The sequence below is a fragment of the Solirubrobacter soli DSM 22325 genome (genome assembly GCF_000423665.1).
Lineage (GTDB): Bacteria > Actinomycetota > Thermoleophilia > Solirubrobacterales > Solirubrobacteraceae > Solirubrobacter > Solirubrobacter soli.
Genome location: NZ_KE384071.1, coordinates 231474 through 246336 on the forward strand (window position 1 = coordinate 231474; position 14863 = coordinate 246336).

The window sequence follows — 14863 nt, forward strand, 5'->3', positions numbered from 1 at the left end:
CCTTAGCCACCCTTACGGCGTCGTCGTCGACAACGTGAACGTGAGCGTCTTCGAGTACGCCCCCGTCCGCAGCGCGTCGGTCGCCTTGATCTGCTGCTTGAACGAGATCGTCACCGACTCGTTCGACACCGGCGCCGTCCAGCTCGACTTGCTGAACGCGACCTGCAGCGGCTCCGGCAGCGTGAACGCGCCGTTGGCCAGGTAGGCCGGGGACGGCGCGACGCTCAGCGCCGCGTCACCCGCCGTGGAGAGCACGTTCGCCGTCGTCGACGCCGTGTACTCCTTGGCCAGGCCCGGGGTGAAGGCCCCGAAGCTCGCCGGCGCGCCCAGCGAGAGCGCCAGCGTCGCCGGCACGTTGCCGCCGACCGTGCTCGGCACCTCCGGGAAGAAGCCCGGATCGATGCCCACGCCCGGGCCGGAGAACTCGACCCAGTTGATGTTGCCGAGCGTCGTCGTCGGCGCGCCGGTGCCCGTGGCCGCGCGGAACGTGAAGAACAGACGCTGCGTACCCGAGAAGTTCAGATCGAACGTCTGGTTCGTGTACGTGTTGTTGTTCGTGCCCGTCGACTTCAGCGCGACCGTCTGGACGATCGGGCCCGTCTGCGAGCCGGTGCGGATGTCGACGATCATGCGGTCCTGGCCGACGGCCTGGGTGGCCGCGCCGCCCGCGTAGCGGAACGTGATCTTCTTGTCCGCGTTGGTCAGGTTGTAGCCGCGGTTGAGCGCGATCCAGTCGCCCGGATCGATGCCGCTGCGCACCTGTCCGCCGCCCGGATCGGTCTCGCCCGCCGGGATGGTGGCCAGCGTGGTGCCGGACTCCTCCAGCGCGTACTCGAGCTGCTGGCGGTGGACCTGCACCACGTGCTGCTTGACCGTCGTCAGCGGCGGGGTCGACCCGGCGCCGCCCTTGTCGGTGTACTCGACGGAGATGCCGCCGGCGATGTAGCCGCCGTGAGAGGCGTCCTCGGCGAGCGTGTCGAGCCAGCCCGAGCAGCCGAGCTTCTCGTCCTCGCCGTGGCCGTGCTCGTTGTGCAGGAGCACGAACGTGGCCTTGACCTTGGAGCAGTCGACCGTGCCGTCCTCCGGGTCGGTGACCGTGACGCGGTACGGGATCCGCTGGCCCCACTCGAAGAAGTCACCGTCGGTCGGGATCTGGATCGTGATCGTCGGCGACGTGTTGCCGACGGTGATCACGGTGGACTTGATGTCCTGGTTGCCCGAGGAGTCCTTCACGGTCAGCTTCGCCGTGTAGACGCCGTTGGCGGTGTACGTGTGGGTGGCGTTCGGCGTGGTCGCGTCGACCGTGCCGTCGTTGGTGAAGTCCCACTCGTAGGTGAGCGCGTCGCCGGGGTCGGCGTCGGTCGTGCCGGTCGAGGTGAAGTTCACCGTCAGCGGCGCCGGGCCGTCGGTCCGGTTCGTGTTGAGCACGGCGTTGGGCGCACGCTGGCCCTTGACGTACTCCCACTTGTACATGCCGGCGTCCGGGTTGGCGGCGAAGAAGCCGTCACCGTACGTCAGCAGGTAGAACGCCCCGTCGGCACCGAACTGCATGTCGTTGGGGTTGTCGCACTCGAACGGCTGGGTGCGGTTGGTCTGCACCGCGCCGCAGTTGAGCAGCTGGTTGATCTTCAGGATCTTGCCCTGCGAGTCGAGCTTGACCTCGCGCAGCGTGTCCTGGCCGAACTCGCCCAGGAACATCGAGTTGTCGTAGTAGGGCGGGAACTTCTTCTTGTTCGGGTTGGCCGCGTTGAACTCGTACGTCGCGGCGCCGTGCGGGGCCACGCCGCCCGTGAACAGCTCCGGGAAGAGCCGCGGGCAGGTCCCGTTGGAACCGTCGTAGTAGGCCAGGCACGGCGTGCCGAGCAGCGAGCCGGGGGTGTTGTCGCGGTACGAGTACCAGATGTCCGGCTGGACGATCGGCGGCGCGTACTCGAGGCCCGGCTCGACCGCCGGACCGCCGTTGGCGACCCAGCGCGAGGTGTTCTGCGGACCGCGGGTCGGGTCACCGCAGTTGTGCGCCTGGGGCGTCTGGTCGAGCGGGCGCGAGTTGTTGAAGTTCCAGCGGTAGTACGGCAGGTTGGGCGCGTAGCAGAGCGGCCAGCCGTAGTTGGACGGCTTGGTCACGATCTCGACGCGGCCGGTGCCGGCCGGGCCGCGGAAGTTCTCGGGGACGTTGGAGTCCGGCGAGTAGTCGGTGATGTAGGCGACGCCCTTGGAGTCGACCTGGATCCGGTACGGGTTGCGGAAGCCCATCGCGTAGATCTCGGGACGGGTCTTCGCGGTTCCGGCCGGGAACATGTTGCCGGCCGGGATCGTGTACGACCCGTCGGCTCCGACCTTGATGCGCAGCACCTTGCCGCGGAGGTCGTTCGTGTTCTGGGACGTGCGGCGGGCGTCGACGTGCGGCGCCTGGTAGAGGTTCGGCAGCTGCGACGTCGCGATCGCCACGGCCGCGCCGGTGCCGGTCAGGCCGCTCGTGTTCGCGGTCAGGAGCGGCACGTCCTGGCGGGCGAACTGGCCGTCGAAGCCGACGACCTGGTTGGCGGTGTTGATCGCGTTGCCGGTGACGCCGATGTCGAAGTCGCCGATGTTGCTCAGCGCCTCGAGCGCGGCCCGGGTCTGCGCGTTGGTCGCGTTGAACGGGATCGGCGCGGTCGTCTGGCCGTCGAAGGTCAGCGTGAACGTGCCGCCCGTGGCGTTGTTGACGCGCACGGTCTGCTGCTCGGACGTGATCAGGTCGTTGAACGGCCCGAAGCCGCCGGAGTTGCCGCCGCCGGCCGGCGTGTCGTCACCCGTGACCATCCACAGGTTGTTGTCCTTGTCGAAGTCGATGTCGCCCGCGACGTGGCAGCACGCGCCGCGGTTGTTGGCCACCTGCATGATCTTCTGCTCGGACGCGAGGTCCAGCGACGGCGTCGGGCCGTCGACGAACTTGAAGCGGGAGAGCTGGAAGTAGCCCGCCCACGTGTCCGTCCACACGCACGGATCGGCGGAGAGGTTCGGCGCCGAGCCGGTCGGGGTGGTCACGTCGGCCATCGTGCCGTCGCACTTCTTGATGCGGACGGTCGGCGGCGCGTAGTACAGGTACACCCACTTGTTGGTGGCGAAGTCGTTGTCGACCGCCGGGCCGTAGAGGCCGTCCTCGGAGTTGGTGTAGACCGGGATGTTGGCGATGATCTGCGACGTCCCGGCGACCGGGTCGTGCAGGCGCACCTGGCCCGCGCGGGCGGTCTGGATGATGCGGCCGTCCGGGAGCTGGTCGAAGCCGATCGGCTCGTTCAGGTTCGGCGGGGCGCTGATCTTGGTCTGCTGATAGTTCGCGAGCACGGTCGCGCCGCAGTCGCTGTAGACCGCGTCGGCCTTGCCGGCCGCCCACTGGACGGCGCCGCCGAGGTGGCTGCGGAACTGCGCGTTGGCGAAGCCGTCGGTGGTGTTGCCCAGCGCCGTGTAGAAGGAGCGGCCGCCCTGGTAGTCCTTGCACCAGACCACGGGGTGGTCGTTGGTGCGGGGCGTGTCCAGCGCCATCGTGTTGCCGCCGACGTACGTGTTCTCGTCGACGGTCGCGATGATGTGCGAGACCCCGCGCAGCGTCGTCGCCGGGTCGAAGTTGTACCAGCGGTCCGTGCGCTCCCAGCGCTCCGGCAGCGCCTTGCCGCCGGCCGCGTGGCCGCGGTCGGCGACCTTGACCGTCGCCAGCTGCGCGGTCGTCGGCTCGCCCACGGCGCGGGTGCCGAGGATGTTGCTGAAGAACGTCGAGCTCGGCTCGGTGGTGATCGCCGCGCCGATGCCGAGGAAACCGCCTCCGCCACGGAAGTACTTCTCGAACGCGGCCTCCTGGCTCGCGTCGAGCACGTCGCCGGTCGTGTTGAGGAACACGACGGCCTTGTACGGGGCGAGCCCCGCGTCGGTGAACTTGCTCGCGTCGTTGCTCACGTCGAACGACGCCCCGGGCGGGGCGGCGGCCTGCAGGGCGGCCACGCCCTCAGCGGCGCCCACGGTCGCGTTCTTGGTGAAGACGAGGACGCTGTACGGGTCCGACTGAGCGGACGCGGCGTCGACGGCGGCGGCGAATGGCAGCACCGCGCATGCGGCGGCCAGCCCGGCGCGCCGGCGCCAGGTTCTACGACCCATCCTGAACTTCTCCCCCTTTGGTCTGTATCCGGTCCTAAGCGCGCACCGTTAGAACTGGATGAGAACTACTTCGGGAGGAAGCATCTCCCGAAGTTCTCATGAAGTCAAGATGAGAGCGTTTTTAGTCGACCAGTCGACGCTGCACGGCCCAGCGGGAGAGCTCGTGGCGGGAGGAAAGTTGCAGCTTGCGCAGGACGGCCGAGACGTGGGCCTCGACGGTCTTCGTGGAGATGTTCAGCCGCGCGGCGATCTCCTTGTACATGTAGCCCCGGGCGATGTGGCGCAGGACTTCCCGCTCGCGCGGGGTGAGTTGGTCGAGCTCGGGGTCGACCTCGGCGGGCGTGATCGTGGCGAAGGCGTCGAGCACGAACCCGGCCAGGCGCGGGGAGAAGACCGCGTCGCCGTCGGCGATCCGCTTGACGGCGTCGGCCAGCTCGGTGCCGGAGATCGTCTTGGTGACGTAGCCGCGCGCGCCGGCGCGGATGATCGCGATCACGTCCTCGGGCGCGTCCGAGACGCTGAGCGCGAGGAAGCGCTGCGCGGGCCGCTTCTCCGCGACCTGGCGGATCACCTCGAGGCCGCCGCCGCCCGGCATGTGGACGTCGAGCAGGACGACGTCGGGCTCGAGCTCGACGATCCGCTCGATCGCCTCCTCGACCGTGGGCGCGTCGCCCAGGATCTCCACGAGGCCCTCGAGCTCGGACTTGACGCCCGCGCGGAAGAGCGAGTGGTCGTCGACGATGAAGACGCTCGTCACTCCATCACCAGCTCGACCTCGGTGCCGGAGCCCGGGTTGGAGTGGATGGTCGCGTGCCCGCCGTGGCGTTCCATGCGTCCGATTATCGAGTCCTTGACGCCGCGGCGGTCCTCTCCCGTCGCGTCCGGGTCGAATCCCGGACCGCGGTCGCGGACGAAGACCTCCGCGCGGCCGTTCTCGACCTCGGCGTAGAGCGAGATCGGCTCGGGGCCGGCGAACTTGCTCGCGTTCACGAGGGCTTCCCGGGCCGCCGCCACCAGCGCGGCGGCGCGCTCGTCGAGCGGGCCGTCGCCGACGGTCACGACCTCGATCGGCACGTGGTGGTCGGCCTCGACCTCGGCGGCCGCGGACTCCAGCGCGCCCGCCAGCGTGGCGGTGCCGGCGGGGCGGGTGTTGTTCAGCCAGGCGCGCAGCTCGCGCTCCTGACGGCGGGCGAGGGCGGCAACCTCGCGCGGGTCGTCGGCGCGCTTCTGGACCAGCGCGAGCGTCTGCAGGACGCTGTCGTGCAGGTGGGCGGCGACCTCGGCGCGCTCCTGGCTGCGGATGCGCTCGGCGCGCTCGTGGGCGAGGCCCTGGACGAGCCGGATCCACCAGGGCGCGAGGATGATCGTGAAGGCGATCAGGACGACCGCGATCGGCAGGACGACGTCGCGGGCGGGCGCGAGCGAGTCGTTGAGGCTGAGGAAGAGCAGCGCGCCGCCGATCACCAGCGCGGCCCCCACGCCGGCGCGGTTCATCGCGGTGCGCGGAAGCTCGGTGCGCTGCGTCTTGGGCTCGTCCGGCTCCGCGGCCGCCTGCGACTGGCGCCAGATCAGCGCGCCGCCGGCGGCGACGACCACGAACGGCCAGGTGATCCGGTCGCCGAACCAGAGGCCCCAGTTGCGCAGCACGAGCACGGCGGCGAGCGTCAGGCAGCCCATCCCGGCCGCCACCAGCCAGGTGTCGCGGCGGTTGAGCAGGCGGGCGACGACGGGTCGCTCCGGCCCTTCGGCGGGGATGAACGCCCAGGCGATGATGTACAGCGGGATGCCGACGCCGCCCGCGGCGAGGGTGAGCACGAACCCGATCCGGATCAGGATCGGATCGATGCCGAGGCGGGCGGCGAAGCCGGAACACACGCCGGCGATGACGCCGGTCGAGGGCGTCCTGGTGAGCGGGACCGGCGTGGTGCTCACTCGAAGAGCCCCGCGGCGAGCAGGACGGCGCCGATCGCGGCCAGCACCGCCGGGAGCATGTAGTCGAAGCGGACATCGATGACGCCGGTGCGATCGAGCAGCAGCAGCGTGCCGAGCGCGACCGTCGCCAGACCGGCGGCGATCAGGGTGCGATCGGCACGCGCACGCTTCATCGGACGCCGCTCCCAAAAGGGGGACCCTGAAACCCGCGGCCGAGCCCGTCGTGACCGCTGGTCAGGATCACGTGCAGCGCTCCGCGTTGTCGATCAGGAGGTGTCCGACGCCGATGTCGGCGTTGACCTTCAACGTCTTCATGCCCGCCGTCCCGTGGTCGATCGCGATATCGAAGCCCTGGCCCGCCCGCTCGGGCAGGTCGGCGGCGCCGACGCCGATCTTCGCGTCGGTGACCACGCAGGTCCCGGCCGGGACGCGCACGCGCGCCTCGCCCATGCCGAGCTTCACGTTGAGTTGCGTCGTCCGCGCCGGAAGCTCGATCCGGCGCAGGTCGAGGTCGAGGTGGCCGACGCCGAGCTTGTACTGCGGCTGCAGGTCGGCAACGGTTGCGGGGCGGATCTCGCGCTCGCCCACGCCGCCGCGCAGGTCGATGTCGGCGGCGGAGACGACGGCGAGCGGCAGGACGAGCACGACGACGGGAAGGATGAGCCATCGCGGCCCGCCCAGCATCCCGGCGGCCACGAGCCCGAGGCCCGCGCAGATGGCGATGATCGCGACCGCGACGCCCCCGCCGATCGCCGCGATCAGGCCGATGCCCGTGGCCGCGCCGAGCATCGCCACGAGCGCGATCAGCACGAGCGTGGCCCGCGCGATCGCCCGCGCCGGGTCGTCGCGCACGGTTCCACCGAAGCCGCGGTAGAGCACGAGCCCGGCGACGCTGCACGCCGCGACGGCGAACAGGCCCGGGCCGATGAAGAAGCCCGGCCCCCGCACGGTCGTCAGCGCGATCAACGACAGGACCCCGGTGACGATGATCGTCGTCGTCCGCGACCGCCCCTCCATCCACGGCGGCTCCCCGGTGTCGGTCGGCAGCAGCAGCCGCAGCGCGACGTAGGCGATCAGGCCGATGCCGCTGACGAGCGTCGCGGCGGCGAACGCCACACGGACGATGACCGGGTCGATCCCGAAGTAGCGGCCCAGGCCGCCCGCCACACCCCACACGTGCTTGTCCGTCGTCGAGCGGGTGAGCTTGCGCGCGCCCGGCACGTCCTCCGGACCGGGAAGCGGGTCCTGCGGGACCATCTGGGGATCATCACCTGTGGGGGGCATGGCCCACAGGCTGCCGTCGCGAACGCGTGCGCGCCATTGGGGATCACCCTAGGTGACCCTGAGATCTCCCTATGCCAGGTGGACGACTTTGGTGCGGGTGACGGCGTCGAGGAGCTCGGGCTCGGCGGCGGTGCGGCCGGCGCGGAAGACGCTGTTGATCGAGACGGTGCGGGCGGGGAGCTCGCGCCAGGCGCGTTGGGCGTGTGACTGGGAGGGCGTGAGGACGCTGGCGAGGCCGACGCGCCCCGCGTGGAGGGCCTCGTCGAAGGTCTCGGCGACGCGGATCGTCACGACGGGGCCGCGGGTCTCGCCGCAGTGGACCAGGGAGTCGTCGGGGGCGCCGGAGAGGACCGTGGGCGGGTAGAAGAACCCCGGGCGGGGCAGCGGCTCGCCGCCCGCGTGCAGGTCCGCGCCGGCGTAGATCGCGTCCTGCACCTGGCGGTGCACCCACAGGCGATGGTCGGCGTCGATCAGCGGGCCGAGCTCGGTGTCCGGGTCCATCCCCGGCCCGACCCGCAGCGTTCCCGCGCGCCGTGCGAGCGCGTCGAGGAAGGGCTCGGCGACCGCCCGGTGGACGTGCACCCGCTCGACCGACCCGCAGGACTGCCCGGCGCCCGCGAACGCCGAGATCGCGACCTGCTCGGCCGCCCAGGCGGGATCGACGCCCGCGTCGACGATCGCCAGGTGGCTGCCCGCGGCCTCCTCGCCCGGGCGCATGACCAGGTCGATGCCCGCGTGGGTGCTGAGCGGGCGGGCGGCCCGTTCGTCGCCGTGCAGGAGCTGCAGGATCGGGCCGAGGTCGAGCAGCTCGGTGAGCCGCTCCGCCGCCAGCGGCGCCTTCTCGGACGGCTTCAGCACGACCGCGTTGCCGCTCACGAGCGCCGCGCCGAGCGCGCCGCAGCTCGCCGCGAGCGGGTCGCACCAGGGCAGGAGGATCGCCACGACGCCGCGTGGGTCGCGCAGCACGAGGTCGCCCCGCGGCGGCCGGCCGCGCTCCAGCGGGCCGATCTCGGCGTAGGCCTCGAGCGCGCCGATCCCCGCTTCCACGCCGCCGAGGGAGTCCGCGAGCGGCGTGCCGGCCTCGAGCGTCTGCATCGCCGCCAGCTCGCGGGCGTGGTCGCGCACCCGCCGTGCCGCGGCCTTCAGGAGCGAGCCGCGCGCGTCGGCCGCGATCCGCGCCCACGCGCCCTGCGCGGCGCGCGCGCTTAGCACGGCGTGGTTGGCCTCGGGGACCCCTCCGGCCGGGATGTGGCCGATCGGCTCGCCGGTGGCCGGGTCGAGAACCGCGAGCTCGGGAACCCGGCTGATGACACGCGTTTGGAGCACCCTGGCCATTTGGCTACCCCCCGACCCCACCTCGAACACTTGTGGAGTCCGGTACTTAACCGCCAATTCAAAACTTCAGAACCGTTGCTCTCGTGACGAAGACTCCGTCCAAGGAGACCACGTGTCATGACCAACGAACGCACACAGGCCTACGGGCGCGTTGTACAGACACTCGCCGAGCTGGGGCCGACGAAGCTCCTGCCCGCCGAGCAGGCTCGCATCCGCGACGCCGCCGACACCCTCATCTTCGCCTCCGACCTCGAGGAGGCCAGAGGCGCCCTCCAGGACATGGGGGACCTCACCGACCACCTGCTCTCGAGCGGCCGCTGGCTCGAGGAGCGCATAGACATGCTCGTCGCGAACCTGCTCGCCTGCGGGCCGTCCAACGTCCCCGCCGCCGCATAAGCGCCACCTAAAGGGTCAGACCCCTTAGGTGGGCTTTACCTAAAGGGTCTGACCCCTTAAGGTCTCACGAGCCATGTACGGGTGTGCGCCGCGCTGTCGTCCTGCTCGTGGTACTCGCCGGCTGTGGCTCGTCGAAGGCGCCTGAGGCGTCGAAGCAGCGAGCCACGGCGGTCCCCACCCCCGTGCCGGAGCTGACCGCGGCGCACGCCTGCGGCAAGGCCACGTGCGCGACGCTGAAGGTGCCGCTGGACCGCTCGAAGCCGGGTGGGGAGACGCTGTCGTTGAAGGTCGCGGTGGAGGGCGAGGACACCGCGCCCGTGTTCGTCTTCCTCAGCGGCGGCCCGGGCGAGCCGGGCGTGCCGTTCATCACGCGCGTGCGCAAATGGCTCGGCCCCACCGCGGACACGGTGCGCATCGTCGCCTTCGACCAGCGCGGCACCGGCGGCGCCGCGCTCGACTGCCCCGACCTGCAGAAGGAGATGGGCGCCTCGGACCTGACGCCGCCGACCGAGGACGCGGTCACCGGGTGCGCGACCGATCTCGGCGACCGCCGCCAGTTCTTCACCACCGCGGACACCGTCGACGACCTCGAAGCCCTGCGGATCGCGCTCAAGGCCGACAAGCTCGCGCTCGACGGCATCTCCTACGGCACGTACACGGCGCAGCGCTACGCACTCGCCTACCCGAAGCGGGTCGCGGCGCTCGTGCTGGACAGCGTCGTGCCCGCCGAGGGCTCGAGCATGCTCGCCACGACCCAGATGGACGCCGCGAGCCGGATCTTCGGCCCCAGCACGACCAAGGCGATCGCGAAGGTCGTCAAGGACCAGCGCCTCGGCCCGCAACTGCTCGACATGCTCACCGCGCTGTCGGTGGGCGCGCCCCGCGACCAGGGGTATATCGACGCGATCCACCAGGCCGCCGCCGGCGACGACGCGTCGCTGCAGCGCTGGCTGACCGGCGTCGGCAAGGTCGTGCACCGCTGGCCGGCCGATCAGCTCAGCCAGGGCCTGCACGCCAGCACCCTGTGCGCCGACTGGCCCGCGCCGTGGGGGGACGCCTCCGCGCCGGAGAACGGGCGCGAGGAGGCGGTGAACGCCGCCGCGGACAAGCTCACCGAGGCGGACATGTACCCGTTCGACCGCGGGACGGCGACCGGCAACGGCTTCGTGCTGCAGTGCCGGTACTGGCCGCCGGTGAGCGTCGCCAAGCCCGCGGGGCCGCAGGACCTCCCGAACGTCCCCACGCTGCTGCTCAACGGCGACCGCGATCTCTCCACCCCGTACGAGTGGGCCAAGCAGGCGCTGACGCACGCACCCGGCGGCAAGCTGATCATCGTCAAGGGCGCCGGCCACGACGTGCAGGACCAGGGCGACCCGAAGGCGCTGGCCGCCGTGCGGCGGCTCGTAGCATCCGCCGGGTGATCGACGACCTGATCCGCACCCGCCGCACGCACAAGGCGTTCGGCCCCGACCCCGTCCCGCACGACGTCCTGCTCGAGCTGTTCGAGCTCGCGCGCTGGGCGCCAAACCATCACGTGACCGATCCCTGGCGCTTCCGCGTGCTCGGCCCGAACGCCCGCGAGGCGCTCAAGCAGGCCGCCGACGAGGCCAAGCCGGGCAGCGGGTCCAAGCTGGACCGCGCGCCCACGCTGATCGCCGCCAGCGCCAAGCAGACCGGCGACAGCGCGCAGGATCACGAGGACGTCCTCGCCACCGCGGTCGCGTCCTACATCGTCCTGCTCGGCGCCCACGCCCGCGGCCTCGCCGGCTACTGGCGCACCGTCCCGGTGATGGAGTCGCAAGCCGGCCGCGCCGCGCTGAGCATCCCCGCCGACGAGCTGCCGATCGGCCTGCTGCACCTCGGCGACCCGCGCCAAGAGCAGCGCGTCCCGGACCGCGCGCCGGTCGAGGAGTTCGCGTTCTTCCTGCCGTAGCTGGGTAAGCCGTCCGGCATGGCCCCGCGCTCGATCTGGAACGGCACGATCGTGTTCGGGCTCGTCACCGTCCCGGTCAAGGTCTACTCGGCGACCGAGTCCAAGAGCATCCACTTCCATCAGGTCCATCTCAAGGACGGCGCCCGCATCGAGCACCGCCGCGTGTGCCCGAAGCACGACGAAGAGGTCGACAAGGACGAGATCGTCATGGGCTACGAGCTCTCCGACGGCTCGTTCGTGGAGCTCACCAAGGACGAGATCGCGGCGGCGGCGGGCGGGCGCTCGAAGCTGATCGACGTCGAGCACTTCGTCGCGGGCGAGCAGATCGACCCCGCCTTCTACGACAAGACCTACTACCTCGGCGCCGGCGACGACGGGGAGGCCGCCTACCGCCTGCTGCGCAAGGCCTTGGAGCAGTCCGGCAAGGTCGCGATCGCCCGCTGGACCTTCCACGACCGCGAGCGGCTGGTCGCGATCCGCCCGCTGGACAAGATCCTCAGCCTGCAGGTCATGAACTTCCACGACGAGGTCGTGCAGGTCGACGACCTGGATCTCCCGAGCCCGCAGCGCAACCCGTCCGACAAGGAGATCGAGATGGCGGGGAAGCTCGTCAAGTCGCTCGCGGCGAAGTTCGAGCCGGAGAGCTACGAGGACACCTATCGGGAGGCGGTCCTCGACGTCATCGCGCGCAAGGCCAAGGGCGAGGAGATCGTCGAGGCGCCCGAGGAGACCAAGCAGCAGGACGCCGACGACCTGATGGCGGCGCTGGAGGCGAGCCTCTAGCCATGCCCCGCCCGCTCTGGTCCGGCTCGCTCAACTTCGGCCTGGTCAACGTGCCCGTGCGCCTGACCAGCGCGGTGCGCGACCTCGACCTGCACTTCCGCCAGCTGCACGCGAAGGACGACACGCCGGTCGAGACCCGCCGCGTCTGCTCCGAGGAGGGCGTCGAGGTCGACTACGAGGACATCGGCAACGAGTACGAGGGCACGATCGTCACCGACGCCGAGCTCGCCGCCGCCGACCCGAAGAAGACCAAGACGATCGAGATCGAGGCGTTCGTCGCACTGGACGAGATCGACCCGATCTACTTCGACCACCCGTACTACCTCGTCCCCGCGGGCGAGACCGACGGCACGGTGCGCGCCTACCGGCTGCTGGCCGAGGTGATGGGCCGCACCGACCGCGCCGCGCTCGGGCGCTTCGTCCTGCGCAGCAAGGAGTACCTGGTCGCGATCCGCGCCCGTGACCAGGCGCTGACGCTCGAGACGATGCGCTTCCACGACGAGGTCCGCCCCACCGACGGCATCCCGGGCGCCGGCGGGCGCACGAAGAAGGCCGAGGTCGACCGCGCGCTGAAGATGATCGACGCGATGACCGTCGACTGGGACCCCGCCAACTACGACGACGAGTACCGCAAGCGGCTCCAGGCTGTCGTGCGCAAGAAGCGCAAGGGCGGCGCGGTCACCGCGCCCAAGGAGGACCGCAAGGCCGCCGAGCCCGTCGCGGACCTGATGGCCGCGCTCGAGGAGACGCTGAACAAGATCGAGAAGGGAGAGCCGGTCGGGGTCCGTTAGATTCGCGTGACCTTGCGCGCGCTCATCTTCGCCTCACTGCTGGTGCTGTGCGCCGCCGCTCCCGCCCACGCGGCCGACACGGCCGACACGGCCCTGCGGACCTTCGACAAGACGGACATCGGAACGCTCGACGGCTACCGCGACCGCGTCGCGTGGACAGAGGCGAACGGGACGCTGTGGACCGTCGAGGCCGGCGCCGCCGTCCAGGTGGACGTCAAGCGCGTCGACGGGATCGACGTCGCCGCCGGGCCCGACGGCCGGCCGGTCGCGGTCTATGAGCGCGGGTCGAAGTTCTACCTCTACGACTTCGCCGCCAAGCGCGAGCGAAGGATCAAGAGCCCCGGCAAGGTCCAGAACTGGGCGTTCTGGAAGGACCGGTTCGCGGTGATCCGCGACGGCCGGCTGCAGATCGTCCCGCAAGGCGGGAAGGCGCGCGACGTCGGTCGCGCCAAGAGCCTCGCCGGCAACTCGATCGACTTCAACGGTGTCGGCGTCGCGTACGTCAACGAGTTCATCCGCGATGACGAGGACGTCGAGGAGTTCGAGCTCGCCTACTGGCCGGCGACCGGCCCAGGAGCCGGCCGGATCGTGATGCGCGTGGCCCACGGCGCGTCCGGGGACACGTCGCTCGCCGGGGCGGTGTTGTCGCCGACGAAGGCCTACGCGACACAGCGCGGCGGCGAGTTCGGCGGCCCGTACCGGCTGTGGCGCGTCGACCTCAAGAGCGGCAAGAAGCACTACGCGGGGCTGCCGGCCGGCGCGAACCTGGCGGTTCCGCTCGGGGCCGAGCAGGCGGTCGCCTACGTGTGTCCGCCCGAGGACGACTTCGACGAGGACGACGCCGAGCAGCCGTGCCGGCTCATCCTGCGGAGCGTGACCTGGCGCCGGTGAGGCTCGAGTCCAGCGGCGGCGGGTCGCCGGCCAGCACCCAGTGGCGGCCGGAGCGGCGCAGGCGCCCTTCCTCCGCCAGCCGCGTCAGCGCGCCCGACACCGACGGACGGCGCGCGCCCGCCAGGTGGCTCAACACCTCGTGGGTCAGCGGCAGGTCCAGGTGAACGCCGTCGGCGTGGACCTTGCCGAAGCGGTCGGCCAGATCCCAGAAGAGCATCCACAGCCGCTCGTCGAGCCGCGGCTGCTGCGCGATCGCCATCGCGATCACGAGCCGCAGCGAGCGCATCAACGCCCGCCCGGCCAGCTCGGCGCCGATCTGCGGCCACGCGGCGGCCCGCGCGGTCCAGCGCGGGTCGAGCACGGCCACGCGCGCGGGCGAGACCACGCGGAACGCCCAGTCGACCTCGAGCGTCGAGTCGCCGGCGTCGTGCTGCCAGGGGCGTAGGAGGTCGCCCGGGCCGAGCAGCTCGGCCGCGTGCCGACCCTCGATCCCGGCGCGCCGCAGCATCAGCCCTTCGAGCACCAGCAGGCCGTAGCCGCCGCGGAAGGACTCGGAGTCGACCGGCTCGGTCCAGCTGCCCACGTCGAACTCGATCGTGGCCGCACCCGTCGCCTGACGCGCCTGCGCGCGCTGCTCGATCGGGATCAGGTCGGCCAATGCGGTATCGACGTCGAGCACGTTGACCGGATCGCTCACTGCTCCGGTTCTAGCAGCAACCGGACAAAATGGTCCGCATGGACGTTCTCGTCGCCGGAGGTCACGGGCAGATCGCCCGCCGCCTCCTGAGGCTGCTGGCCCAGCGCGGAGACATCGCGCGCGGCCTGATCCGCAACCCCGACCACGCCGCCGACCTCGAGGCCGACGGCGCCCAGCCAGTGCTCTGCGACCTCGAGCGCGACGACGTGCGCCCGCACGTCGCCGGCGCCGACGCGATCGTGTTCGCCGCGGGCGCCGGGCCCGGCAGCGGCGCCGCGCGCAAGCAGACCATGGACCTCGGCGGGGCGGTCAAGTGCATCGAGGCGGCGAAGGAGGTGGGCGTCGAGCGCTTCCTGATGGTCTCGAGCATGGGGACGCTCGAGATCGACCCGGACAGCCCGATGCGTCCCTACCTCGAGGCCAAGCGCGACGCCGACCTCGCGCTGCAGGACTCAGGACTGCGATGGACGATCGTTCGACCAGGAGGGCTGACCAACGATCCGGGCACCGGAAGGGTCGCGCTCGCGCCGCGGCTCGCATACGGCCAAGTGACGCGCGACGACGTCGCCGCGGTGCTGCTCGCGTGCCTGGGCGCGGACAACACCGTGCACGGCGCGTTCGACCTGCTCAATGGACCAGACCCGATCGAAGACGCCGTTCTCTCATTTACAAGTCGTTAGCGTCTTCGGC

14 protein-coding genes are annotated in these 14863 nt (G+C 71.1%); 7 read left to right on the forward strand and 7 right to left on the reverse strand.

Annotated elements, in window-relative coordinates; all coding sequences use genetic code 11:
• Positions 1-12 precede the first annotated feature (12 nt).
• The 6 genes from G569_RS59855 to G569_RS54765 form a co-directional block, all read right to left on the reverse strand.
• Positions 13-4131 carry a ThuA domain-containing protein gene (locus G569_RS59855; protein WP_028067132.1) on the reverse strand — a complete coding sequence of 1373 codons (4119 nt, stop codon included), beginning with the start codon at positions 4129-4131 and terminating at the stop codon, positions 13-15.
• Positions 4132-4252: 121 nt separating this feature from the next.
• Positions 4253-4888 carry a response regulator gene (locus tag G569_RS64960; RefSeq protein WP_028067133.1) on the reverse strand — a complete coding sequence of 212 codons (636 nt, stop codon included), beginning with the start codon at positions 4886-4888 and terminating at the stop codon, positions 4253-4255.
• Positions 4885-6063, reverse strand: a complete 1179-nt coding sequence (locus tag G569_RS64965; RefSeq protein ID WP_053227558.1) for an ATP-binding protein — start codon at positions 6061-6063, stop codon at positions 4885-4887. Before G569_RS64965 ends, G569_RS64960 begins: the two co-directional genes overlap by 4 nt.
• Positions 6060-6236 (reverse strand): LiaI-LiaF-like domain-containing protein, encoded by a 177-nt coding sequence (locus G569_RS63325; RefSeq protein WP_157592564.1) that lies wholly within the window; start codon positions 6234-6236, stop codon positions 6060-6062. The genes G569_RS64965 and G569_RS63325 overlap by 4 nt, the downstream gene beginning before the upstream one ends.
• A 67-nt stretch (positions 6237-6303) precedes the next feature.
• Positions 6304-7347: a PspC domain-containing protein gene (locus tag G569_RS0136950; protein WP_084286148.1), complete on the reverse strand. Its 1044-nt coding sequence runs from the start codon at positions 7345-7347 to the stop codon at positions 6304-6306.
• A gap of 69 nt (positions 7348-7416) precedes the next feature.
• The gene (locus G569_RS54765) at positions 7417-8673 is read right to left on the reverse strand and encodes an aldehyde dehydrogenase family protein (protein ID WP_053227559.1); all 1257 of its coding nucleotides are present in this window, start codon (positions 8671-8673) and stop codon (positions 7417-7419) included.
• A 126-nt stretch (positions 8674-8799) separates the two neighbouring features.
• Between G569_RS54765 and G569_RS0136960 the strand changes: the two genes are divergently transcribed.
• From G569_RS0136960 to G569_RS0136985, 6 genes are all read left to right on the forward strand, one after another.
• Positions 8800-9078, forward strand: a complete 279-nt coding sequence (locus tag G569_RS0136960; RefSeq protein WP_028067136.1) for a hypothetical protein — start codon at positions 8800-8802, stop codon at positions 9076-9078.
• An 83-nt stretch (positions 9079-9161) separates the two neighbouring features.
• On the forward strand, positions 9162-10499 hold the full coding sequence (locus G569_RS54770) for an alpha/beta fold hydrolase (RefSeq protein ID WP_084286150.1): 1338 nt from the start codon (positions 9162-9164) through the stop codon (positions 10497-10499).
• The gene (locus tag G569_RS54775; protein WP_053227561.1) at positions 10496-11011 is read left to right on the forward strand and encodes a nitroreductase family protein; all 516 of its coding nucleotides are present in this window, start codon (positions 10496-10498) and stop codon (positions 11009-11011) included. The genes G569_RS54770 and G569_RS54775 overlap by 4 nt, the downstream gene beginning before the upstream one ends.
• Before the next feature lie 18 nt (positions 11012-11029).
• Complete coding sequence (ku, locus tag G569_RS54780) at positions 11030-11794, forward strand: non-homologous end joining protein Ku (protein WP_037502141.1); 765 nt, start codon at positions 11030-11032, stop codon at positions 11792-11794.
• 2 nt (positions 11795-11796) lie between these two features.
• Complete coding sequence (ku, locus tag G569_RS54785; protein ID WP_053227562.1) at positions 11797-12585, forward strand: non-homologous end joining protein Ku; 789 nt, start codon at positions 11797-11799, stop codon at positions 12583-12585.
• A 12-nt stretch (positions 12586-12597) separates the two neighbouring features.
• Entirely contained in the window at positions 12598-13476 is an 879-nt protein-coding gene (locus G569_RS0136985; RefSeq protein ID WP_157592565.1) for a hypothetical protein, read from the forward strand.
• On the opposite strand, the gene G569_RS0136990 is transcribed toward G569_RS0136985, so the two are convergent.
• Positions 13445-14173: a Crp/Fnr family transcriptional regulator gene (locus G569_RS0136990; RefSeq protein ID WP_028067138.1), complete on the reverse strand. Its 729-nt coding sequence runs from the start codon at positions 14171-14173 to the stop codon at positions 13445-13447. The two genes, G569_RS0136985 and G569_RS0136990, sit on opposite strands and share 32 nt — an antisense overlap.
• Before the next feature lie 38 nt (positions 14174-14211).
• Between G569_RS0136990 and G569_RS0136995 the strand changes: the two genes are divergently transcribed.
• Positions 14212-14853, forward strand: coding sequence for an SDR family oxidoreductase (locus G569_RS0136995; protein WP_028067139.1), 642 nt, complete (start codon positions 14212-14214; stop codon positions 14851-14853).
• Positions 14854-14863 lie beyond the last annotated feature (10 nt).

What these genes read in the sequence shown, in the direction of transcription:
- ku (WP_037502141.1), top strand. Translation starts at nt 11,030, where the DNA reads ATGGCCCCGCGCTCGATCTGGAACGGCACGATCGTGTTCGGGCTCGTC.
- ku (WP_053227562.1), top strand. Translation starts at nt 11,797, where the DNA reads ATGCCCCGCCCGCTCTGGTCCGGCTCGCTCAACTTCGGCCTGGTCAAC.
- G569_RS0136995 (WP_028067139.1), top strand. Translation starts at nt 14,212, where the DNA reads ATGGACGTTCTCGTCGCCGGAGGTCACGGGCAGATCGCCCGCCGCCTC.
- G569_RS0136960 (WP_028067136.1), top strand. Translation starts at nt 8,800, where the DNA reads ATGACCAACGAACGCACACAGGCCTACGGGCGCGTTGTACAGACACTC.
- G569_RS63325 (WP_157592564.1), bottom strand. Translation starts at nt 6,236, where the DNA reads ATGAAGCGTGCGCGTGCCGATCGCACCCTGATCGCCGCCGGTCTGGCG.
- G569_RS59855 (WP_028067132.1), bottom strand. Translation starts at nt 4,131, where the DNA reads ATGGGTCGTAGAACCTGGCGCCGGCGCGCCGGGCTGGCCGCCGCATGC.
- G569_RS0136950 (WP_084286148.1), bottom strand. Translation starts at nt 7,347, where the DNA reads ATGCCCCCCACAGGTGATGATCCCCAGATGGTCCCGCAGGACCCGCTT.